This is a genomic window from Xanthomonas sp. NCPPB 1754 (genome assembly GCF_041475725.2).
In the GTDB taxonomy this organism is placed as follows: domain Bacteria; phylum Pseudomonadota; class Gammaproteobacteria; order Xanthomonadales; family Xanthomonadaceae; genus Xanthomonas; species Xanthomonas euvesicatoria.
The window spans coordinates 2,273,529-2,295,207 of sequence record NZ_CM192982.1; the positions used below are offsets into that span (position 1 = coordinate 2,273,529).

Annotated in this window: 22 protein-coding genes; all 22 read right to left on the minus strand. The window is 62.7% G+C overall.

The features are described 5' to 3' along the window. Window positions 1–6: 6 nt before the first annotated feature. Window positions 7–378: a flagellar hook-basal body complex protein FliE gene (gene fliE / locus ACCQ15_RS09985; RefSeq protein WP_372381464.1), complete on the minus strand. Its 372-nt coding sequence runs from the start codon at window positions 376–378 to the stop codon at window positions 7–9. Between the two features lie 220 nt (window positions 379–598). Beyond that, window positions 599–4,099 (minus strand): glycosyltransferase, encoded by a 3,501-nt coding sequence (locus ACCQ15_RS09990; protein ID WP_372381556.1) that lies wholly within the window; start codon window positions 4,097–4,099, stop codon window positions 599–601. A 570-nt stretch (window positions 4,100–4,669) separates the two neighbouring features. Further along, window positions 4,670–5,038, minus strand: a complete 369-nt coding sequence (locus tag ACCQ15_RS09995) for a hypothetical protein (RefSeq protein ID WP_129111546.1) — start codon at window positions 5,036–5,038, stop codon at window positions 4,670–4,672. Window positions 5,039–5,282: 244 nt separating this feature from the next. Further along, complete coding sequence (locus ACCQ15_RS10000; protein WP_228729387.1) at window positions 5,283–6,050, minus strand: FkbM family methyltransferase; 768 nt, start codon at window positions 6,048–6,050, stop codon at window positions 5,283–5,285. Further along, complete coding sequence (locus ACCQ15_RS10005; protein WP_014090112.1) at window positions 6,047–6,796, minus strand: 3-deoxy-manno-octulosonate cytidylyltransferase; 750 nt, start codon at window positions 6,794–6,796, stop codon at window positions 6,047–6,049. The genes ACCQ15_RS10000 and ACCQ15_RS10005 overlap by 4 nt, the downstream gene beginning before the upstream one ends. Before the next feature lie 41 nt (window positions 6,797–6,837). Further along, window positions 6,838–8,112 carry a hypothetical protein gene (locus ACCQ15_RS10010; RefSeq protein ID WP_014090113.1) on the minus strand — a complete coding sequence of 425 codons (1,275 nt, stop codon included), beginning with the start codon at window positions 8,110–8,112 and terminating at the stop codon, window positions 6,838–6,840. Between the two features lie 184 nt (window positions 8,113–8,296). Beyond that, window positions 8,297–9,526 carry an FkbM family methyltransferase gene (locus ACCQ15_RS10015; RefSeq protein WP_014090114.1) on the minus strand — a complete coding sequence of 410 codons (1,230 nt, stop codon included), beginning with the start codon at window positions 9,524–9,526 and terminating at the stop codon, window positions 8,297–8,299. Window positions 9,527–9,580: 54 nt separating this feature from the next. Further along, window positions 9,581–10,195 (minus strand): LbetaH domain-containing protein, encoded by a 615-nt coding sequence (locus ACCQ15_RS10020; RefSeq protein WP_011347277.1) that lies wholly within the window; start codon window positions 10,193–10,195, stop codon window positions 9,581–9,583. Continuing rightward, window positions 10,192–11,331 carry an aromatic ring-hydroxylating oxygenase subunit alpha gene (locus ACCQ15_RS10025; RefSeq protein ID WP_218507266.1) on the minus strand — a complete coding sequence of 380 codons (1,140 nt, stop codon included), beginning with the start codon at window positions 11,329–11,331 and terminating at the stop codon, window positions 10,192–10,194. The genes ACCQ15_RS10020 and ACCQ15_RS10025 overlap by 4 nt, the downstream gene beginning before the upstream one ends. A 30-nt stretch (window positions 11,332–11,361) precedes the next feature. Then, window positions 11,362–12,021: an acetyltransferase gene (locus ACCQ15_RS10030; RefSeq protein WP_011347279.1), complete on the minus strand. Its 660-nt coding sequence runs from the start codon at window positions 12,019–12,021 to the stop codon at window positions 11,362–11,364. Then, a complete protein-coding gene (locus tag ACCQ15_RS10035; protein ID WP_372381465.1) occupies window positions 12,018–12,797 on the minus strand; it encodes an SDR family NAD(P)-dependent oxidoreductase in 780 nt (259 codons plus the stop codon). The genes ACCQ15_RS10030 and ACCQ15_RS10035 overlap by 4 nt, the downstream gene beginning before the upstream one ends. Next, window positions 12,794–13,561: an SDR family NAD(P)-dependent oxidoreductase gene (locus tag ACCQ15_RS10040; protein WP_014090117.1), complete on the minus strand. Its 768-nt coding sequence runs from the start codon at window positions 13,559–13,561 to the stop codon at window positions 12,794–12,796. The genes ACCQ15_RS10035 and ACCQ15_RS10040 overlap by 4 nt, the downstream gene beginning before the upstream one ends. Further along, window positions 13,558–14,598 (minus strand): ketoacyl-ACP synthase III, encoded by a 1,041-nt coding sequence (locus ACCQ15_RS10045; protein ID WP_011347282.1) that lies wholly within the window; start codon window positions 14,596–14,598, stop codon window positions 13,558–13,560. Before ACCQ15_RS10045 ends, ACCQ15_RS10040 begins: the two co-directional genes overlap by 4 nt. A gap of 5 nt (window positions 14,599–14,603) precedes the next feature. Further along, window positions 14,604–14,828, minus strand: a complete 225-nt coding sequence (locus ACCQ15_RS10050) for an acyl carrier protein (protein WP_011347283.1) — start codon at window positions 14,826–14,828, stop codon at window positions 14,604–14,606. A 64-nt stretch (window positions 14,829–14,892) separates the two neighbouring features. After that, the gene (locus ACCQ15_RS10055; protein WP_014090118.1) at window positions 14,893–16,002 is read right to left on the minus strand and encodes a DegT/DnrJ/EryC1/StrS family aminotransferase; all 1,110 of its coding nucleotides are present in this window, start codon (window positions 16,000–16,002) and stop codon (window positions 14,893–14,895) included. 117 nt (window positions 16,003–16,119) lie between these two features. Further along, on the minus strand, window positions 16,120–17,604 hold the full coding sequence (locus ACCQ15_RS10060; protein WP_280297634.1) for a sigma-54 dependent transcriptional regulator: 1,485 nt from the start codon (window positions 17,602–17,604) through the stop codon (window positions 16,120–16,122). Continuing rightward, window positions 17,597–17,980, minus strand: a complete 384-nt coding sequence (locus ACCQ15_RS10065; RefSeq protein ID WP_003482992.1) for a response regulator — start codon at window positions 17,978–17,980, stop codon at window positions 17,597–17,599. Before ACCQ15_RS10065 ends, ACCQ15_RS10060 begins: the two co-directional genes overlap by 8 nt. A gap of 8 nt (window positions 17,981–17,988) precedes the next feature. Then, window positions 17,989–19,392 (minus strand): RNA polymerase factor sigma-54, encoded by a 1,404-nt coding sequence (gene rpoN, locus ACCQ15_RS10070; RefSeq protein WP_372381466.1) that lies wholly within the window; start codon window positions 19,390–19,392, stop codon window positions 17,989–17,991. 216 nt (window positions 19,393–19,608) lie between these two features. Continuing rightward, window positions 19,609–20,241 (minus strand): response regulator transcription factor, encoded by a 633-nt coding sequence (locus ACCQ15_RS10075; protein WP_003482986.1) that lies wholly within the window; start codon window positions 20,239–20,241, stop codon window positions 19,609–19,611. A gap of 68 nt (window positions 20,242–20,309) precedes the next feature. Further along, the gene (locus ACCQ15_RS10080) at window positions 20,310–20,876 is read right to left on the minus strand and encodes a PilZ domain-containing protein (RefSeq protein WP_372381467.1); all 567 of its coding nucleotides are present in this window, start codon (window positions 20,874–20,876) and stop codon (window positions 20,310–20,312) included. Then, on the minus strand, window positions 20,876–21,169 hold the full coding sequence (locus ACCQ15_RS10085; protein WP_008575949.1) for a hypothetical protein: 294 nt from the start codon (window positions 21,167–21,169) through the stop codon (window positions 20,876–20,878). Before ACCQ15_RS10085 ends, ACCQ15_RS10080 begins: the two co-directional genes overlap by 1 nt. Window positions 21,170–21,177: 8 nt before the next feature. Then, window positions 21,178–21,591: a flagellar export chaperone FliS gene (gene fliS / locus ACCQ15_RS10090; RefSeq protein ID WP_014090121.1), complete on the minus strand. Its 414-nt coding sequence runs from the start codon at window positions 21,589–21,591 to the stop codon at window positions 21,178–21,180. Window positions 21,592–21,679: the final 88 nt, after the last annotated feature.

Here is a 21,679-nt window from a genome sequence, read left to right on the forward strand (position 1 = left end):
CAACCTTTACAGCGGCATGTTCATGACGTCCTGATAAGCCTGGACGAGACGGTTGCGGACTTCCACGGTGGCGCGGAAGGCCACCTGGGACTGCTGGGAGGCGACCATGACCCGTGCCAGATCGGCATTGGGGTCGCCCATTTCGAATGCTTTGGACAGCGCGCCGGCCTTCTGCTGGGCCTCGTTGACGCCGCCGATGGCGCCGCGCAAGGTCTCGCTGAAGCTCGGTGCCTGCGTCGCCGGTGTTCCCTGTGCGCCGGCCAGGCCCTGGATCTGGTTGCTACGCGCCGCATCGCCCACCGCGCCCATCGGGCCTTGGCCCATCTGCGTCTGGTAGCTGCGGATCTGCGAGAGGATGGAGGTGACGGAATCGCTCATGGGTGCGGTCAGCCAGGGAGGCATCCACACCAATGCAAGCGGCGTGCCGAAATGGCGCCGGGATTCCGGCGCGGGGGCGTTCCGGTCGCGGCCGCGTCGCAGCGATTGGCTTGTTTTCTCCCGCAGCCAGGTGTTCCTTCTCCCGCCTGCGGGAGAAGGTGGCGCGCAGCGCCGGATGAGGGCAACCCGGTGGGTGGTCAGCTGAAGCAGCGCATCCGCATTAGTCCGGCAACCAGGCGGCTCGCCAGGTGTCCAGATTGCTGCCGCTGAGCATCCAGTCGCGCCGCACCACCTCGCGCAAGGCCGCACCTTTGGCGCGTGCTGCGTCCAGGTCGGCCAAGTGCTCGCGGATGGCGCCGATCCAGTCGCGGTAGCGGTTCTTCACCAGCGTCACCGGCAGGCTGCCCTGGTAGCAGCGCACGTCGCTGGCGATGACCGGGTAACCGCAGGCGCCGTACTCCAGGAGCCGCAGATTGCTCTTGCATTCGTTGAACAGGTTCTGCTCCACCGGCGCCAGCGCCAGATCCAGGTCCAGCGCCGCCAGCGCGGCGGGGTACTCATCGATCGGCACACCCGGCTGGAACTGGTGAATATGCTGGCGCAGCGCAAATGGGTACATCCCCATGAACACCCATTCCACTTCGCCGGCGAGCTCCTTCACCACGTCGGCAATCAGCTCCAGGTCGCCGGTATGGCTGGCGCCGCCAGCCCAGCCGATCCGCGGCTTGCCACCCTGGCGTTCGGCCCGCACGGGCAGCTGTTCCCACCAATGCGGCGGCAGGCGGTTTTCGGCCACGCGGATATCGCCATGCAACCCGGCGAACGCCTCGGCCAGGGCGGGGGTGGACACCACGAAGCGGTCCACCATGCCCAGCCCTCGCCGCACGGTCTTGAGGATGTCCTTGGGCATGTGCTCGCGATGCGCGTTCTTCAGCGGCAGGTTGGGCAGGTAGTCGTCCAGCTCGTAGACCTTGAACGCACGCGACAGCGCCTGCATGCGCCGCATCGCTTCCAGTCGCGGCTCGCCGACCTGGCGTTGCAGGATCACCACGTCGGGATCCTGGCGTGCCAGCTCGCTGATCTCCAGATAGCCGTTGAACAGCACGCCTTCGACCATGCCGGCTTCGCGCAGGGCGCGCAGCGGCTGGATTACCCGGTAGTGGCCGCAGCCTTCGATATCGGCGGGCAGGGCGATCATCGTCGGCAGCGGTCGCCACGACTGCAGCGGCCGCCAACTGGCGCGCGGGTCGGCCAGCTGGAAGCCGGCGCCCGGGTCCAGCGAAAATCCCGGGTTGTAGGCCGGGTCGTTGGCCATCACCGGCAGCCAACGCGCATACATCGCTTCTTCGTCGAGTGCAGTGGCGGGCGTCGCGTCGGGCGGGTCGATCAACAGCTGCGCGCGCGCGGCGTAGACATTGAGATAGCCGGCCTGCTGCAGGCGCAGACACAGGTCGACGTCGCTCCATTGCGCCAATGCCGGTTCCTGCGCAAAGCCGCCGGCGTCCAGGAACAGCTGGCGCGGCAGCATCAGGCATTCGCCACTGAGCGCGCTGTAGTTCTGATCCAGTTGCAGGCGCTGCAGATAGCCCGATTCGTCGAACGCCGCACCTGCGAAGGCGCGTGCTGCCGGTGCGCCCAGGCCCAGCAGCAGGCCGGCGTGATGCACGGTGCCGTCGCCGCGCAGCAGCTTGCCGGCCACCGCGCCGACCTCCGGGCGCAGCGCGTGGTTGAGCAGCTGCGCCAACCAATCAGCCTTGATCGCTGCCGTACCGGCCGCCAACCACAGCAACACCTCCCCACGTGCCTGTTCGGCTGCCGCATTGCAGGCTGCCTCGCGCGAGGGGTCGCCTTCGAAGCGCAGCACGCGGATCTGCTGCAGGCCGAGGTTGTCGATGCCCGCCAGCCAGTCGCACAGCGCCGGCTCGGCGCTGTCGCCGCGATCCAGCAACAGCAGCTCGTAGTGCGGGTAGCCGGTGTTGGCGAGCACGCTTTCCAGGCAGCGCTGCACCTGCGCCAGGCGTCCATCCACCAGCACCAGGATGCTGACCAATGGTTGCTGTGCATGACGGTAGTCCACCGCGTGCCTGCCGGGGCCGTTGCTGCTCACCACCGCGTCCACGTACCCGCGCGCGGCAAGATGGCGGCTGATGGCGCGCTGCTCGTCTTCGTCGCCATGCCGCGTGGTGGCCGATGCCACCAGCAAGGGTTCGGCGATGTGCTGGATGCAGGCCAGGCCGTAGCGTTCGACCAGCCCAAGCTGGTAATCCAGTTCGAAGGCGTCGCTCGTTTCGGTTGCAAAGCCGCCATCGGCCACTAGCGTCTGGTGCCGGAACAGCCAATGCCGCGACATCGTCGACGGTGAACTGAGCAACATGTCCAGATACAGCGCCGGCCGCATCGCCAGCCCCAGTTGACCGCCGTCCAGCGCGACCACTTCATCGGCGTAGATGGCCTGACACGTGTCAGGCAGCGCGAGCATCTCCAGCGCCAGCATCAGCAGGCCACTGGCGGTGAACAGGCTGCCGGCCTGGACCAGCAGCACCCAGTCGATGGACTGTTGCGTGGCGATGGTCCGATTGAGCGCGGGCACCAAGCCGTCCGGACCGATCAGCACACCGCGCCCGCCGTGGTCGGCGGCCTGCTGCGGCGAGCTGCTGATCACCCAGGTCTGCTGGTTCCGATAACACGCCACCGCCGCCAGGCTGGCCTGGGTTGCGGCCACCGCTGCCGCATCGCCGTCGCTGTCGACCACCATCACTGCGATCCGCGGGCCGCCCGCATGCGCCTGCAAGCGGGCCTCGATCAACGCGCGCTGCACATCGCTGGGATGGCGCACGCCCAGCCAGGTGGCCGGCGACACGCGCTCGGCCATTCCTGCGCTCTGCATCAAGGCGTTGACCAGATCCACCGACTTGAACACCCGCGCCTTGTGCGGGCTAAGCGGGGCGACACGCACCTGGCGGTTGTCGCCGCCCTCGCGCCGCCAGCCGAGTTGGCGGATGCCCTGGCGCAGGTCGTCGTGGCCTTGATCGCCGATACCGGGCTGATCGCGGCCGGCCTGACTGAACTGCGCGCTGGACACGCGGAACTGCGTGAGCGGGCTGGACAGCAAGGCCAGGTTGCCGCGACGCAGCAGTTTGACGTAGATCGCCAGGTCGCCAACCCAGTGGATGGCCTTGCCGTTCAACATCATCAGCTCGCCACCCAGCGCCATCAGGTCGGCGCGCCGTGCAAGCACGCAACTCGGCTCGCCGATGAAGTTAATGGCGTGGTCGGCCAGGAACGACACCAGCTCGGGCCCGTCGATCAGCACATCCTCGGCAAACGGGAAGCTGGTGGCCAGGATGTCCGGCAACGGCGCACCGTCGTCGTCGATCCGCAGCCGGCGCGAGGACGCCAGCGCGGTGCCGGGGTTGCGCTCCATTGCGCCCACCAGCTGCGCGACGCAGTCCGGCTCCAGCACGTCGTCGTCGTGCAGGAACTTGACGTACTCGCCCTGCGCCAGGCCGATCCCCTTGACCGTGCTGCCGAGTTCGCCGAGGCGGGGGGTATTGCGGTGGTAGCGGATCGGAAATGGGGCGTCAGCCAGCCTCGAAGCCAGCACGGCCTCGATGGCGCCATCGGCGTTGTCGTCGCAGATCACCAGCTCCAGCACCGTGTAAGTCTGCGCCAGCACGCTGTCCAGCGCCTGCGCGAAATAGCGTGGCTTGTAGGTCGGCATGACGATGCTGACTAGGGCAGGAGAGCTCACGGGTGGTGGTTCGAGTTGATCATTCAAGAATTATCCGATGCTGGATGCAGTGCCAACGCGAATTGGTCCGATCACGCGGAAGGCAGCGAGCATCGGATTGGCCGAACCGATGCAATATGCATGCCGCTCGAAGCATGACGCGTCGTTATCGGGAGGAATGGCTGCGCTGCTACCGTGCTGCCCATCGGCGACCATTTCCGTCCTGCCTGGCTCCTGAAGTAGGCAACGCGCTTGGTTACGGGCCATTTGGCATTCAAGAGCAGGCAGTGGCGTTTGGCGGCGTGCCACCGGAATTCGGCAGCACTCATCAAGCCCATCGCTTGCGCGGCAGATGGATCGTCCAACGAAGAACGCCACATCAATGCCCCGTGCCTGGCTTGCTCGCCTGAACGGGTGTGGGCGATGAAAATACCCTCGACCGGTGAGTGGTGATGTCCAGACAAGGTTGCAGGATTACGAGTGCTGTGATCCAGGTCTCCTGCATGTCAACGATGGACGCATTGATAGCGCAATGCACTCGAGATCTGGGCCGGTGAACAGTCAAAGGCCGGTGGGCAGTCTATCCAGGACGTCATAGGTTATGTTGATACTGCCGTTTCCGTTCGTTACCAGCCAAACGCCATAGCCGGGAGGTAGGTAGACCTGGTAGGGGAAGTGGTCTGAGGGAGGAGCAACGCCGAGAAATATCACCCTTTTGGTTCCGTCCCCATATCCGGATGGTGCCGAAGTATCTGCGTAGACGGCAAGGCCTATTGCGGACGAAGCGCCGCTCAGACTACATGTGCGAATCACGAGGCCGTACTGGTTGGTGGCAGGAGAGACAATTTGCGTAACAACGTTGGCTGCAACGCCGACATTCGCAAATTGAGTTCCTACCGGAACAATCGTTGTCTTGCCCGAGATTTCCATGGTGGTTTCCTCGCTTCAGAATACTGCTGAGATGCGTCGATAGGATGATATCCGTCGAGATCTAAAGGACGTTTCGATGCACGACGCGCACACCAAACCATGACACTGCCCAGGATAGGATAGGCTGGCAAGTCGAATTTTTCGCCGCGTCAACAGCGTGGCTCATGACGTTAAATGACTGATCGTTAGCATGCTTGCACACGTCGACGTCGGCATAGACCGCCTGGCAGGTTTCCGGCTGCGTTCATGGCTGCGGCAGATATTGCGACTGTGCTGATTCCTTGCGATAAACCACTTCGATCCAATCAGTGCGCAAGCTCTTAGGATTCTTCGACAGCTTGGCGATGTCCCACAACGAAAAGCCGGCCGCCTGCATCAGGTTGACCACCTCGACGAAGCTGTTGGTCTTGCCGTAGAAATCGTAAAGGCCGATCTCGATCACTGCGCAGTCGGTGTGTTGCAGGATCGCAGTCGCGCCTTCCAGCACCTGACGCTCAAACCCCTGCACATCGATCTTGAGAATATTTATCTGTGCGATTCCCAGCGCGGCGCAGGCGTTGTCGAGAGTGGTCTTGCTGACCACAATCTCCTCGTTCGACGCCTGCCGCGCATAGCCAAGCGAGTCGGTGGAATCCGCATTGACCGGCAGCAACCCGCCCAGGTGCGAGATGCTCTGCCGGTAGTAATGACCGACTTCTTCCTTCTCGCCCAACGCAACGCACATGGTGGTCGTGCCGAACTGAGCAGCCACTTTTTCCAGTTCGGCAAAATTCTGCGGGTCCGGTTCGAACGAATACAACTGGCAATCCGGATAGATCGACTTGAAGTGCTGAATCGACTCCCCGCGATGCGCGCCCACGTCCACTATCAATGGGGCGTTGGTCGTCAGTAACTGGTCGAAGAAGCGGCGTGGCGAATACGCCCGGGCATGTTCTTCATTTCTGAGATCGGAAGTGCCACAGATGGGCGAATGCACGCCGGGCGGCGTGTGGGGCATCTTATCCTGCGTCATGGCGCGTTCCGCTCGCCGAGCTGCGTCATGCGTAGTGCTGCTTCCACCCGCACGACATCAGCCGGCGTATCCACCGCGATCGATTGGTTGCTCATCTGCACCATACGCACTTCAAAGCCAAGTTCCAGAAAACGCAGGATCTCGATGTCCTCAATGTCTTCCAACGTGGTCTTGCAAGATACCGACGCAAACGCCTGCAAGGCTTGTTTGGGAAACGCGTACGCACACACCTGCCGCCAGGCGCGCCGGAACTCGCCTTGCTTGGTGACCGGGATCGCCGCGCGCGACATGTACAGCAGACGCCCATCCGGGCGAACCACCACCTTGGGCACGCTCGGGTTACGGAACTCGTCGATGTTGGCGACAGGGCAGTAACCGTTGATGACATCATTCGGTGAAGCTGCCGCAGCGTCGATCAGCAGACGCACGTCCTGCGGATTGAATAGCGGATCGTCACCTTGCACATTGATATAGGTGTCCACATCGAGCTGCTGCGCGACCTCGGCAACACGATCGGTGCCGGTCAGGCAGTCGCTGGAGGTCATCAAGGTGCGGATGCCGGCCTGCTCGCAGGTACGTTGAATCACATCGCAATCGGTGGCGACGAGAATGCGCTCGGCTGGCGCCGCTTTGGCGCATTGCTGATAGGTGCGCACGATCATGGGCACGCCGCCCAACTCGATCAGCGGTTTTCCGGGCAGGCGCGAAGAGTCGCGCCGCGCGGGGATGATGATGGCGTAAGTCATGGAAGCCTCCTGGCAACCGATATATTGGCCGTTCGGAGCGGTCAGCCCGCTCGTCCTTGCCAGAAGTCGGTCGAATTGAGCGCCAGCCGGCTGACTGCTTCCGCAGCCTCCAGCGCCGCCTCGGGATCTGTTAACAGGCGGTTCCAGCTGTCCATCGAGAAGGAATAGCTGGTGTCGCGCACCACGTTGAACAAAGGCACAAACTTCAGCGAACTCCAACTCATATGCGGTTCCAGGGCAAGCAGCCGCGACTGCGCAAAGCGATAGCCGTCGGCCAAGGTGTCTGTAGGGAATCCGAGACGGCGTGCATAGTCCCGCCACAACGAAGACTCGAAGGTGTACTGGCTGAGCTCCTGGAAATGTCGTTCCGGTGCGAGTTCAAGTGTCGGCGACAATTCATCGTCCGCATAACTGGCTGGCCGCGGGTCTTCCAGGGTCGACCATAACGCCACCATGTCATCGGTCCTGCCCAACATGGCTTTTTCCGAAAAGTGGAACGGCATGTGCTGCCAGGAAGCCGCCAACGACACAGCAATCTTTCCCTGGTTGCGTTTGGCGCGAAAGTACGTATCGATGACCTTGTGGACCGATCCGGTAAGCACGTTATCGCTGCGGCAGCGCACGGCGACCGGTATTCCATGCTCGGCCAGGTGCTCGGCCCCCAACCGCGCCGACCTGAGTACGGCGTTGCGGTAATGCAGGCCAAGGTTCTCCGGCTGCGGCACCAGGATCAGTTTGTCCAGCCAGGGACGGCAGCGATCAAGGAGCTCCTCGGACTGATGGTCCCATGTCACCATGCACTGATAGACATCAGGAAAATGCAGCCGATTCCAGGCCAGCACCAGTGGTGTGAAGTCGGACGCAAGACCCTGGACGAAAATTCCCGCCTCCGGCGAGATCAGCCGACGCGAGATGCGCAGGTCCGGCAACAGGCCGGCAAGCTTCTGCAACTCCTGCAGCGTCACGATGCTGCTCTGGTCGTAATCGACTGCGCGCACCGTGCGGAAGTGGCCATGCGCCGCTGCGATCTGATTCATCACCTCCGGGTAGTGATTAGAGAAGATGACAATCAGCACATCGTCGGTGGATTCGTCATTCAGCGCAGAGGGCGGCCTGACTTGGATTCCATGGACCGTCGCGCCCTGATTTTCCTGCCGCGGACAGATGGTGTACGCCAGGTTCAACCGTTCGGCGATGGCCGGATAGAAATCGCGGAAGAACTGTCCGGCTCCCCAACCGACAAGCTTAGTACACGCCGGATCCAGTCCAGGGTACTTGATGGTGGCTCGCTCGATCGAACCGATTGCTAACGCCATTTGGCTTGGTTCCTATTCAAGGCTGCATGTGGTATCCGCTGTGGGTATATGACAATTCCGTATGACGACCTTCGTATAAAAGTGCAGCTGTTCTCGACATTCAATTCCGTCTTGCAGCCATTACGCATGAGGAAAGAGGCTGCTTTGTTTATTGGGAAAGGTCAGATTGCTTGAGGCGGATGACCTAATAGAAGTAAAGGCAGGTATCCCATCGGTCCTCGGTGTGGTGGCGCAGGCCGATACGATAATCGTCGCGGATGTTTTCAATTGCGTCGACCAGATCAAGTAAGTCCGAGGAGCGGTGATACGCGGAAATCGCTAACGTTGGACGTCCCGTTGCGATGTGCGCACTGGCACCGCGCAAGGCCCCCAGCTCCGCTCCTTCAATGTCCATTTTTATGAGTGTCGGTGTGCGATCGAGCAGGTCGTCCAGGCGGCGTACCGACACGTTGTGGCAGTGTGCCTGCCCAGACGGCACCGGCACCAGTTGGCCGCCATGTCCGCCTTCATGCAGGAACGGCAGTTCGCCATCTGCTTCTCCCAAAGCGCACGCAATTAACTCAATTTTGCAATTATCGCCGGACAGAGAAGAACGGGTCTGGATGAATTCACGGAGTGTGCTGCCATTGATCTGGTCGGGCTCGATCATCCATATTTTTTCAAATCGTTCATCCACGCTATCCAGGAAGGCGCGGCTTGATTCGGCGATCGACGCACCGCAGTCGGCAAAGCATTCCTTCAAACCAGGCACGAACAGACCTGATCGAAAATACAGACTCGAATATGGCTTGGCTGCGTGGAGGAGCCATTCCGGATTGCAGCTCAAATGCGCCAGCAGCACGCTGAACAGCGTGAAGCGAGAGTATGGATCGCCGAGGCGCGTAGCCAGGGCATCGAAGCGCGGCAAGTTGCGGACGATGTAACTGCCCCAGTCGTCTACCCGGTGATCGCTGCATGCCGTAATGCCTAGCCAACGGATGGCCTGCTCGTAGTTGAGTAGAGGAATGCTGTTTGCAAACGTGAGGTGTTTGAAGTAACGACGCGAGTAGTCGAAGCGACACGTGTTAACACAGACAATCTGGCGGGTGCGTGCCCAATGGATCAGAGTCGCGGACGTAATGAAAGGGATGCCGTGGAAGGTCTGGCCGCTATCGACCTTGTAGTCGTCCACGACGCCGACGATGTCGACGCGTGATGCTGCCTCTCGTACGAATACGCTCCCGAACAGCTTGCTGCCGAGCAGGACCACCTGCACCCTCTTTCCTTTCTCTTCCAACACCCGACGCGCCTCTTTCGGCACGCAAAAGTTCGGCTCGCGCGCATACGAGTCCGCGCAGGCAACAAGGCATTCACGCAGGATGCGGTCGTCCCCGTCGGGATTGATGCTCATCCGTTGGTACTCATCCAGCGTCATTACATGTTCTCGGGAAAGGCAAAGTTTGTTGGGCTGTTTGAATGATTAGGTCAATCACAAAATGCGTGCTCCCTGGGGCATCAGCGCATCGTAGAAGGAACGGTCCGGGAGGGTGATGGGCAATACGCCGGGCAGCAGCCACTCGCAATGACGGCCGATTTTCGTGCCAGCGCCTGCGATGCTGCCGCTGCCCAGTGTACTGCCTTGCCCGATGTCCACAGCTCGCCCAATCGAGACGCCTGCATGTAGAGTTGTGCAGGCACCCAGGCGGACATCGGACTCGATCACGACCTGGCGATCGAGCCAACAACCGACGCCGATGCGCGTGCCAGGAGCAACGTTGCACCCGGGTCCGATGTAGACATTGCCTGCCAAACGCACATCGTCATCGACTATGGCCGTTGGCGAAATCAGGTTCGCCAATCGATAGCCGGCAAGCCGCAGCTGCGCGACCAGCTTGTGGCGTGCGTAGTTCACCGCCCGTGCGTCCAGCGCGACAAAAACTTCGCTGTCTGCCGTCGGGAAGCGCGCGAAGATGTCGTCCAGCTCGAAGTTGTGACGGTCGGCCGATTTCAGTTCGATCACGGTGTGCACCAATCCGCATGCGTTTGCCGCGCGTACCGCCTGCGTTAGCGCATCGTCCTGACCCAGCAGGATGAGTGAGGTCAATGCGTTTCCTCCAGCACCGCGCCGCGGTACCAACGATGCTGGCGCACCAGTTGAATCTCGTAATCGCCGTGCGTGATGTGGTCGGAGTGCGGTCCGAAACCGGCCTGCATGCGTTCCAACAAGACAGTATCCTCCGCGATGACGGTACGCTCGCCGCGGATCAGATCGCTCAACAGGGCCGTGAAGTCGGTGCGCTCGTGCTTGCGCTGCGCTGTCATTACCCACAGGTGGTAGTCGGTTTCCGATGACGAAACCGGATCGTATTGCTGAAGCAGGAAATAGTCGCCGCGCACACTGCAGAAGTTGACGTTAGGGTAGACGAACCAGTTGTAGTAGGCCTCATCCTCGCCGTAGCGGTCGCATAGCGAACGAAACCAGCTACTTTGCGCTGTGATATGCGCCTTGACCGGGAAGCTGAGCTCGCTCAATGCGGGAACGGCCTTGGACTGTAGTAGTTGTTTCACCGGCGAAGCAGCGTCGGACCCAGACTCCTGGGTGCGTGCCGCCTTGTCCGTACTCGTCATCAACGGGCCGAAGGTCTTGGGGTGAACGAAAGGGACGTGGTTATAGTCCTTGACGTTTTCCATGTTCAACTTCCAGTTGTAGCGCACCCGATGGCAGCTGTAGATGATCTGCGAGTCCAGATGCGAGGACGCCAGGCGCAGCTGCTCCAGGTACTCGGGTGAAAACTGTTCGGTCAGCGGCAAGGGTTGTTCGGAGAGATTGACGAACAACAGCTGGCCGACCTGCTCTAGGTGCAGTTTGCGCAGACAGATGGCGTCCTTCTCTTCGGCGGTGAATTGGTACAGACCTGGGTTGGGCAGGCCACGCAACTCGCCCTCCGGTCCGAACGACCATGCGTGATACGGGCACACCAACGGCCGCTTGCCATGGCTGTCGATCTGGATCGCCGATTGACGATGCGGGCACTGATTGATAAAGGCGCGAATTCCGGCATCGGTGCGCTGCACCAGCACTGGCACACCAGCAACCTGGCGCGCGAAGAACTGATTACGTTTGGCCACTAATGATGAAAAACCGACAAATGTCCACAATCGGCCGAACAGCCGCGCCTGCTCCAGCTCGAAGGTATGCGGGCTGGTGTAGTGTTTGACGTCAAGTGCGTGGCGTCTCATCTCCTACCTCCTGAAGTGCATATTTGCGCGCTACCTACTGAAGATGACGCGCGCAGGATTGCCAGCCACGGTGCTGTTGGAGGGAACATCTTTTACCACCACGCTGCCGGCGCCGATGATGGCGCCGTCGCCGATTGTGATGCCGGGAATGATGGTGGCATGCGGATGAATTGTCACCTCGTTGCCGATGACCACGCCGCCACCAATGAAGACGAAGCTGCCGATCTGTACGTAGTCGCCTATGCTGACTTCGTGCGCGATGATCGAGGTAGAGAGCACAGTGACGAACTCACCGAGCCGGCTGCCCGAGCCGATGGACACGCGCGAATCGAAAACGCCGCCGCGCCCGATGTAACCGGCAGATGCCTCGCGCGAAGGAGGTGGGTGGAACACGATGAAGTCCGCGCCCTTTTCGATCAGCGCCTGAGCGTAGCGGCGTCGCTCCACCGGGTTGCCGATCGCGCAGATGAAAATATCGCCTTCGACGGGTTGATAGGTGACAGGGTCGCCGACGATCGGCCACCGCGATGTACCCTGCAGATGCGCGCGGTCGTCCAGAAAACCCTTGATGTCCCATTCGACGCCGAAAGCCGGATCCTCATGGTATGCCAGCGATGCGATATCTCTTCCGTAGCCACCTGCGCCAACGATCAGCAGGTGATAAGGCGGTGCGGGAGTAGCGGATGTCATGCGAATTCCACGCCTCCGTCCATGCTGAAGGCTTGTCCGGTGACCTTGCTGCTGGCATCGGAGAGGAAGTACAGGCATGCCAATGCAACGTCTTCCGGCTGCCCGATGCCCAGCGGATAGCGCTTGCGACTTTCCTCGAACCAGGCCTTGTCCTCGTTGATCAATGAGGTCTCGACCAGGCCGGGGCACAACGCGTTGGCGCGGATTTTCCGACGTGCTAGCTCCAGCGCCAACGGTCGCAAAGTACCCAGCAATGCGGCCTTCGAGCCTGCATACGGACCAACGCCGACAGTACCGGTCAACGCGGCGATGGACGACAGGAAAATCACCGAGCCACCGGAGCGCAGTGATTGCCGCGCCAACAGGTGGCGGGTCAGCATCACCGGCGCCAGATAGTTGATGTCCATGATCTCGCGCAGGAATTTTTCGCTTACCAGCTTCATCGGCGACAGCCCGCGAATGCCGGCGCTGTGCACCACACCGTCGACGGGCCCGCAATCGGCAGCGAGTTGTTGCACGACAGCCGCATCGCTCAGGTCGCCAGCAAACAGGCGATGGCCATCGCCGTGCAGCGATGCCAGCGTGGTTTGCAGACGTTCCGCATCGCGCCCGGTGACGATCAGGCGTGCCCCTGCGGCGGCGCATGCACGTGCGACCGCTTCACCGATGCCTTTGGATGCGCCGGTCACCAATACGGTCTTGCCGTGCAGGCCATATAGGTCGCGCAGCAGCGCGGAAACAGGATCTTCTGCTGCCATGGTAGTGTCAATGCTCATAGGCGGATGGGCAGGGAAATCCCGCCATCGATGGTCAAGGCGCTGCGGGTAATCCAGCGGCTGGCCCCCGACAGCAGATACACCGCGCCTTTGGCGATGTCGTCCGGGTCGATGCGCCCCAGCGGCGTCAGTCCGATCTTGTCGTCCAGGTCTGCTGCGGCGCCCAATTTCTTCAGCATGGGCGTGTCCACGTAGCCTGGCGCGATGCAGTTGGCGCGGATGCCGTGTTTGGCCTGTTCGAGCGCCAGCGTGCGGACCGCAGCTTCCAGCGCTGCCTTGGATGCTGCGTAGCCGGCGGCGGCCTGAGGCGCCGCGCGTGCGGACAATGCCGAGATATAGACCAGCGATGCGCCTTCGCTCAGGCGGCGCTTGACCAGCAACTGCTGCGTCAGCGCGATCGGTGCCAGATAGTTCACCGACAGCATTTGTTGCAGATGCTTTTCTGCGGCCATGCGGAACGGCACCAGCGCCGCGATGCCTGCGCAGGAAACCAGCCCGTGATACCGTTCTGCAGCGTTGATCAGACGTGTACGGGTGTCTTCTTCGGTCAGATCGCCGGCCACCACCGCATGCCCATTGCCCTGCAACGCGACCGCAACCGCATCCAGTCGCGCAATATCGCGGCCGGTGAGCACCACCCTCGCGCCCAGACGCGCGCACAACGTGGCGACTGCAGCGCCAATGCCCGACGACGCGCCGGTCACTAGAACGGTCTTGTTTTGCAGCCCGAACGCATCAGTGGTTGCTGCAGGTGTGGCCGTCATGACTCGATCAAATCAGGAAACACCGCGCCCTCGATATCCACCAGGCAGGTGCCCCACGACAGCCCGATGCCGAAGCCGCATAGCAGCACGCGCTTGCGGCCCGATTCCAGTTCCTTATTAATGCGCGCGGTCATGGTCACCGGCAGCGAGGCGCCGCTGGTGTTGCCGAAGTCGCGCAGTGTCGAAGGCACCTTTTCCACCGGCAGGCCGAGCTTTTTGCGAATTGTCTCGTTGATCATGCGGTTGGCCTGGTGAAACACGAAGTAATCGATGTCTTCCTTGGCCACGCCGGTGTACTCAAGCAGTTTCTGCACGGCAGGTGGAATGCGCTGGGTAGAGAAGCTCAGCACTGCCACGCCGTCCAGGATCAGGTCCACGCCACGCTTCCAGGCACCATCCGCCTCGTCGCGATACGGCACCAAGTGCTGGATGCCGACCGGTTCGCGGTGACCACCCACCGGCAGGATGATGGCCTTGTAGCCACTGCCATCGCTGTTGAGGTCGAAATACATCGGCGGCGCGTCGGCGCTGAACTCCAGCGCCGTGGCGGTGCCGGAGTCGGAGAAGATCGGGTCTTCAAGGTTGGCGCTGCGGTCGCCGACCAGCAGCAGGCCCTTCTTGACGCCACCGGCAGCGATCATCGAGCCGAGCAGGTTGATGCCAAACGGGTAGGCCGAGCAGCCCAGGTTGACGTCGAAGGCGACCGTGGCATGCGACAGCCCCAGCCTGTCCTGAAGGATGATGGCGGTGGCCGGAATCGGGTAATCCGGCGACTGGGTCACCACGATCAATGCATCGATCTCCTCGCGCTTCCACTGCAGCTTTTCCAGCAGCACCTCGGTCGCATCGAAGGCCAGGTCGGAAAAACACTGCCATTCCGATGCCATCCGCCGGGTCTCGATGCCGATGTTGCGCACCAGCCGCTCGCGCTCGGAGCGAATCTGCGGACGGCAATCGGTGAGATTGGACACTACACGCTTTGGCACGCATGTCGCCATGCCGGCAAAGCGGACGTTATGCAGCGTGGAGGTCGGCATGGTGCTTACGCCTCGGTCAGTTTGTAAAGATCGCCGACGGTGATGGCAACGGCGAGATCTTCGCCGGTGATGGTCTTGCCGTATTCCATGTCGAACATCACGATCACGCCCAGCGCCGCCAGCGAATCCCATTCCGGGAGCTCGAGCAGCACGGTGTCCATCGTCACTTCCACCGGCTCCTGGAAGTCGGTGGCGGAGAGGAAATTCTCGATAAATGTTGCCTGGGTCATGCGAGCTCGCCTGGTTGCCTGTTGTAGAGATGTGAGGTTGAAATGCAGCTGCAGCGTTATACGGTCACGTCGCCTGTTGGCCGGCGATGAGATCGGCGATGGTATCCACCTGATCGCTGCTCAAGCCAGGAAAGATTGGCAGGCACAGCACCTGCGCGGCCACTGAGCGCGCCACCGGCAACCATGCCGGCGCCGACGAGGGTAGGGCACGATACATCGGGAAGTCGCTGATCAACGGATAAAAGTAGCGCCGCACCAGGATGCCGTGCTCGCGCATCAATTGGTATAGCGCATCGCGCGCCAGTGGGTAGTCGTCCTGCACCAGAATCGGAAAGTACGCGTAGTTGGGCGTGGAGTGATCGAGCCGCGCAACGCAATGGATGCCGCGCACATCGCTCAACCGTTGCCGGTACTGCGCATCGATGGTACTGCGTTGCGCAATGGCCTCATCGATGTGCTTGAGCTGCAGCAGACCAAACGCTGCGCTGATCTCGTTCATCTTGCCGTTGATGCCCGGTGCCACCACCGTGGTTTCGTCGACGAAGCCGAAGTTCTTCAGATGCCCGATGCGCTGATAGGTCCTTTCGTCGGGGCAGACAATCGCGCCGCCCTCGAAGGTATTGAAGACCTTGGTCGCATGGAAGCTCAACACGCTCAGGTCGCCGTGGCGCAGGATCGAGCCGCCGTCATCGCGCACCCCGAAGGCATGCGCCGCGTCGTAGATCACCTTGAGGTTATAGATATCGGCGATGCGGGTGATTGCGCTGGTATCGCAGGCGGTGCCATAGCAGTGCACCGGCATGATCGCGGTGGTCTGCGGGGTGATGGCCGCTTCGATCTTCGAAGGGTCCATGTTGAGCGTCACCGGATCGATGTCCACGAACACCGGGGTGATGCTTTTCCACAGCAGCGAATGCGCGGTAGCCACGAACGAGTAGGGCGTGGTGATCACTTCGCCGGTGATGCGCAGCGCCTGCAGGGCGGTGATCAACGCAGTGGTGCCATTGGTCAGCAGTGCAAGGTGCGGAACGCCCAGGTAATCGCACAACGCCTGCTCCAACGCCCGGTGCATCTCGCCACCGTTGCTGACGATGCGGCTGGTCCAGATCCGTTCCAGATAGGGCAGGAACTCTTCCAGCGGCGGCAGCAGCGGACTGGTGACGGGAATGGGCATCAATGCCTCGCTGGTGCGGGTGGATGTCGGGATTCCGCCGCAGCCGGCAGCTGCGAACGGAGTGATCCTGCTGAAGCAAGCGCTATGCCAGCGAGCGGAACCCGAGCGTGTGCTGGCTCAGTTGGCCAGCTCGGTCTGCTCGCGATCGATGCCGTACTTGCGCAGCTTCTCCACCAACGTGGTGCGGCGCAGGCCCAGCAGCTGAGCGGCATGCGCCACCACGCCCTGCGTGCGTTCCAGGGCTTCGTTGATCAACGCCAACTCGATATTGGCCATATGCCCGCGCAAATCGATGCCATCGTCCGGCAGGCTGGACGTGGCGGCCGGTTCGGCATCGGCGGTCTTCGGTTGCAGCGTCACCACATTGCTCGGCAGGGCGCTGACTTCGACCGGTGCTGCCACCAACGCCGGCTCCGGCGGCAGCTCGACCGGAATGGCCGAAGCGAAATCGCCGCGATAACGCGCCGGCAGATCCTGCACCCGCACCAGCCCGCCGGGATGCAGCACCGCCAGGCGCTCGACCAGATTGGTCAGTTCGCGCACATTGCCCGGCCAATCGTAGCTGCGCAGCGCCTGCAGGGCCTCGTCGGCAAAGCGCACTTCGCCGCGACCGGTGCGTGCCAGCTGGCCCGCAATGGTCTGCACCAGCATGGCCAGATCGTCCACGCGCTCGCGCAGTGCCGGCATTTCGATCGGAAACACATTCAGGCGATAGAAGAGGTCCTCGCGGAACTGGCCATCGCTGATGCGCGATTCCAGATTGCGGTGGGTCGCGGCGATCACGCGCACGTTGCAGCGGATGGTCTGCCCGCCGCCAACGCGCTCGAAGCTGCGCTCCTGCAGCACGCGCAGCAGCTTGACCTGCATCGGCAGGCTCATGTCGCCAATTTCGTCCAGCAGCAGCGTGCCGCCCTCGGCCATCTCGAAGCGACCCTTGCGGGTGGTCAGCGCGCCGGTGAAGGCGCCTTTTTCGTGCCCGAACAGTTCGCTTTCCAGCAGATCCGGCGGGATCGCGCCGCAATTGATTGCCACAAACGGCCCGTCGCGCCGCGGCGAATGCTGGTGGATGGCGCGCGCCACCACTTCCTTGCCGGTGCCGGATTCGCCCAGCACCAGCACGGTGGTGTCGAACGCGGCCACCTGGTCGATCAGCCGGCGCAGGCGGGTCACTGCCTCGCTGTTGCCGGTCGGGCCGGAGTCCTGCTGCACACCGGCCTGGTGCTCGGCGTCCAGCCGCTTGAGGCTGGCACGGCGCAGTAACGCTTCCAGCTGCGCATGCCGCAGGGGAGTGTCCAACGCCCACACATTGGCTTCGTGCAGGCCGTGGGATTGCGCAAACGCGCTCGGGCTGCCCTCCATCAGTAGTACCGGTGGCGGCAGCTTGGCATCGGCCAGCCAGTCGAAGAATTTGTCGGCCTGTGCGGCGTCCTGCGCCGAGCCCACCATCACCGCCATCCACTCATCGTGGCGGTGACGGCCAGGATTGATGTCGGCGCCGTCGGTGACCCAGCGGGGATTGAAGTCCATGAACTCGAGCAGCGACACGGTGCGCTCGGCGCGCACGGCGTCACTGTCGATCAACAGAATGCGGGACTCACTCATTCCTGGCTCCTTCCGTCAGGCCCTCCAGGATTGGCATGACTTCCTGGATATAGGACAGCTTGCTGACAAAATTGTCAGCACCCGCGCGAAGAGCGTGTTCACGATGCTCGGCATCATCGAAGTGGCTCGCGATGACAATATACGGCGGATCGTCCTGCGTCTTGATCAGACGCGTGGCCTGCAGCCCGCCCATCTCCGGCATGGCCAGGTCCATCAGCACGACATTGGGGCGCAGCGACTCAGAGCGCTCGATCGCTTCCAGCCCATTGGCGGCACTGCCCACGATATTGAGCCAATCGACCTTGCGAAAATGACGCATCGCAGCGTTGATGAAGCCCTCGTGGTCGTCGACCAGCAGCACGGTGAGTTTGCTCATAGTAGTCCTTATCCTGCCCGGGCAAGCAGCGGTTTAGTGGTGCGGCGGCGCTCGCGTGCCGGTGCGATATCAAGTTGTTCGCGGTACTTGGCCACGGTGCGGCGCGCAATGTTAACGCCTTGCCGCGACAGCAATCCGGCAATCGCCTCGTCGGCCAGCGGCCGGCCGGCCGGCTCGCTTTCGATCAAGCGGCGCACCATCGCCTTGACGGCCTGGCCGGAGACGCTGGCGCCTTCCAGCCGCACGGCGAAGAAGTGCTTGAGCTCGAAGGTGCCGCGTGGAGTCTGGATGTATTTGCCGGTGGTGATGCGCGAAATGGTCGATTCGTGCATGCCGATCTCGTCGGCGATTTCCTTCAGCGTCAGCGGTGCCATTGCTTCTTCGCCACGCGCCAGGAAGGCGGCCTGGCGTTCGACGATGGCACGCGTGGCGCGCAGCAGGGTCTCATAGCGCATCGACAGCCCGCGGGTCAGCCAGCGCGCTTCCTGCAGCATGTCGCGCAACGGCTGCGCGGTCTCGCCGGCGTCGGCCAGCGCGCGTTCGTGCACCGGATTGATGCTGACGCGATGGGTGGTGGCCGGGTTGAGTGCGACGCGCCAGCTGTCGTCGGCGTGCCAGGCGAGCACATCCGGAATCACGCTGGCATTGTTTTCCTGCAGCAGGTCGTCGCCGGGGCGAGGTTGCAGCGACAGGATCAGCCGCACCGCTTCGCGGGCATCGTCCACTTCGGCATCGTGTGCGCGTGCCAGCACCGTGTAGTCGTGCGCGGCCAGCAGCTCCAGATCGCCGTCGAGGATGCGCGCAGCCAGGTGGCGTGCCGGCACGCGGCCGGGCAGGGCGCTCAACTGGGCCTGCAGACACTCGCGCAGGTCGCAGGCGGCCAAGCCGGCCGGGTCGCCGTGCAGCAACCGCTGCCGGATCGCTTCCACCGCCTGCACGGTCATGCCCAGACGGGTGGCGCCCAGCTGTTGCAGCGTCGACAGTGCTTCGGTCAGATAACCGGCGTCGTCGGTCTGCTCCAGCCAGAACGCAGCGGCCCCCAATGCCGCCTCGTCCAGGTCCAGCGCCAGCTCACGCAGGATGCGCACATGCGGGTCGGTCGACTCGCCGGCGGCCACGCGCTGCATGCGATCGTCGTCCCCATCGTTCCAACTGCCGCCCTGCACGTCCCACATCGTGCTTTCCGGCAGTTCGTCGAACGCGGCGATATCGCTGGCGCCATCGTTGTCGGTGGCGGCCTGATCCCCGTTATCGGCCAGCTCTTCCAACTCCAGCAACGGATTGGTTTCCAGGGCACGACGGATTTCCAGTTCCAATTGCATGCCGTCCAATTGCAACAGACGGATCGACTGCAGCAACTGCGGGGTGAGGTGCAGTTGCTGGCCAAGCTGGGCGGAAATGGTCGTCTTCATGGAAGCGCTTCCGATGGGCGCTGCACGCAGCAGCGATGGAATGCATCTTGCAGGACAACGCGACGGGTTTCTAATCAGGGAGTCAGGTGAGGTGACTCATGATTTTCCCGACAGTTTGTCAGGAACTTCCTGACGTTGCAGGCGGGCTCAAGCGTGCCCGCCGGAATCCCGTCACTGTTTTCAGCGTCGCTGGCCCACGCTTGCCCGGATGGCGCGTCAGACCAACTCGTTGTGATGTTTGGCGGCCAGCAGCACCAGATCGTTGGCGCGACGGCATCCGAGCGATTCCATCATGCGGGCGCGGTGGGTTTCCACGGTCTTGACGCTGATGCCCAAATCGGCGGCGATTTCCTTGTTGCTCTGGCCGCGGCCGATTTCGCGCAGGATCTCGCGCTGACGCGGCGACAGCGCGGCAATGCCGACCGGCTTTTCGCGGCCCAGCATCGGCGCAATCATCTTGGACGAGATCTGCGGGCTCAGGAACACCTGCCCGGCGGCGGCGGCGCGCAACGCCAATTCCAGTTCCAGTGGTGCGGCGTCCTTGACCACGAAGCCGACCGCGCCGCGATCGAGCGCATCGCGCACATGCACCGGGTCGTCGTGCATCGACATCATCACCACGTGCGTGCGCGGCGCGGCGCGCAGCACGTCGGTCATGGCATCCAGGCCGCTGCGGCCGGGCAAAGACAGGTCCATCAGCACCAGGTCGGGCCGGTGCAGGGACGTCATGTCCAGGGCTTGTTGCGCATTGCTGGCTTCGCCCACGACATCGATGCCGGCGAAGGTTTGCAGCAGCCTGGACAGGCCGGCACGGACAAGGGTGTGATCGTCGACGATGATGACTCGCACGGCGCAGAAGAGACCTTTTTCAGTAAAGGGCACCTTAGCTGACCCGGCGCCCGGCGCCAACTATCGGATCAACGCTGGCGGCGGGCGTCGGCGATCTGACGGCGGTGCAAGCGAAACAGGTGGCGTTCCAGCGCATCCTGCAGGCCTGGCGCGAGCGGGGTAAACCGCAGCCACAGCCAGACATCGTGGCCATCGCTCGCGTTCGCCAGCACGGTGGCAGGAAGCTGTACAAGTTCAGGAAGCCAGTCGGACGGCTGCAGGCAAACGGCGCCGGTTGTGCCGGGCGGGTGACTGGTTGCGCAACTCAGGCGGATCCCGCGCACCGACCAGTGCACCATTCCCTGGCTCAGGCCGCTGTCGCCCTGGCGCACCAGGCGGCCGATCAGCGCCAGCAACAAATCCAGTTTGGCGTCCATGCGCTGCACCAGCAGCGGCAGTTCGCCGCGGTCCTCGCTGGTTTCTTCGATACGCAGGTCTTCGACCTGGCCAAGACTGCGCAACAGGGTTTCAGCGGCGCTGTGCGCGCCCGCATCGCTCCCGGCGCGGAAGCCGGCCGGCAACTGCAATTGGCAACTGAGCGTGTCGGCAAACAGCTCGGCATCGGCGGATGGCGCGAGTGTGCCGAGCGCGCTCATCAGATCCGTCCGACCCGCGCGTAGGCGCGGCTGGCCGACGATGAGGTGCGCTGTGCGCGGATCAGTTCCAGCAGCTTGCGCTGCCGTTCGCGCATCATCCGCATCAAGTCCTGATGCATGGTGAGCAAGGCCTGCAGCGCGTCGCGGTCCTGCTGGATGTCCACCTGCTGCGCGTATTCGCGCAGGTGCAGGTCGTGGTTGTCCAGCATCTGCGGCATCGCCTCGAACTCCTCTTGCGCCATGGCCAGGCGGAGGTCGGCGATTTCTGCTTGAAGGCTTTGCACGCTATGCATGGCAGGACTCACGAAACGGCGGAAAGGCCGCGTTGTTCGAGGGGGATGGAGTTCCACGCCGAGTCGATTTCGCTGAGCAACCCCAGCGCTTCGGTCAACGCGGTCTCGTCGTTGTGCAGGTTGGCCGCGGTCAGCCGCTGCATCACGTAGTCGTACAGGGCCGAGAGGTTACCAGCGATCTCGCCACCGGCTTCGTGATCGAGCGAGCCGTTCAAGTGACCGACGATCGCGCAAGCCTCGCCGATGGCCTTGCCCTTGCGCGCCTGGTCGCCCTGCGCCAGGCAGGCCTGGGCCAGACGAATGCGCTGGCAAGCGCCGGCAAACAGCAGCGAGACCAGCTTGTGCGGATCGGCTTCGGTCACGCTGGTGGACACGCCGACCTTGCGATATTGCTCGGCATACTGACGATTGGAACCGTACATGGATGACTCCTCAATGGGCTGACCTTCGCTGGTCCCGGAGCGCTGCGCTCCTGCGACGACGCTCCTGCCGGAAGGCAAGGCCGAAATC